The 924-nt window shown below is 56.1% G+C and carries 1 protein-coding gene; it reads right to left on the bottom strand.

Going from position 1 to position 924, the window contains the following annotated elements; translation table 11 throughout:
• Nucleotides 1-853: MmgE/PrpD family protein (locus NKJ12_RS32070; RefSeq protein WP_352707718.1), on the bottom strand; the 853-nt coding region annotated here is incomplete at its 3' end.
• Between the last annotated feature and the right edge of the window lie 71 nt (nucleotides 854-924).

The raw sequence follows: 924 nt of genomic DNA, 5'->3' as shown, positions 1-924 counted from the left end.
GCAATTGAAGAAGTCCGTCGATCGCAGGATGTACGCATTTACAGGCCGGCCACGGCTTGAAGCTAATGGAAGCATTCACATACTCCTTCCCGAGTTTGTCCATTAGCAAATCAAAATCGTAGGCGGGTTCGAAGGCCTTGTAGAAGCCATACCTCCCAAAGAACGGTTCCCGCGGTCCGTTGAATCCAACCATTGCTGATAGCGCTGACTCCAGTCCAGCACGTGCCCGCAACCCCTGCTGCAGCGAGACTGTGTGAGCAGCCTCTTCGTACATCTGCAATTCTCCAGCAGCGTGCGCATAAGCGATTCCGAACGCGTTTCGGGTTTTTTCTTCGTCAAGCCTCAGCAACTTGGTACTGACTGCAGTTGCGCCCCAGACCGCGACCATATTGTCGCGTCCTGTCTCTATAGCGTTGGTCGTGACGCTGCGTGCAAGGCGCACGTGCAAATCGATAGCGGTCGCGACTGCGGAGAGCAATTCGCTTCCGGTAATGGAAGGGTCACGTTCGGCGAGTGCTAGCGCCGGCGGCACATCATAGGCGCTTGCGTGGCAGCCGTTGATACAGAGCTCATATGTCTCATCAAAATCAAGGGCCCTGGCCGTCGTCGCATTGACCAGGGCCGCCAAGCTGGCGGGGAGCTTCTCTCCGGAAATCCAAACCGTACATTCTGGCTTGCCGCCCGACAACGCACCCAAGTCGCGAGAGAAGTGGGCGATAGGATCATTCGATCCGCCGATCGCGCACGCTATGGTGTCAAGGATTGAGAGCTTCGCACGTTCTATCGCTTGCTCAGGTATCGCCTCCAGATTGGAATTGAGAACATGCCTAATGAGTTGCGTTGTGACATCCATTGCCATACCTCCAAGCGATCTGGATCGAGAGCCCTTAAGCGCGAGCAGGTCGATCGGCTAGCCTCGACGCT

This window comes from Mesorhizobium sp. M0195, from assembly GCF_040322115.1.
Taxonomy (GTDB): Bacteria; Pseudomonadota; Alphaproteobacteria; order Rhizobiales; family Rhizobiaceae; genus Mesorhizobium.
This window is presented reverse-complemented; position numbering and strand designations above follow the sequence as displayed.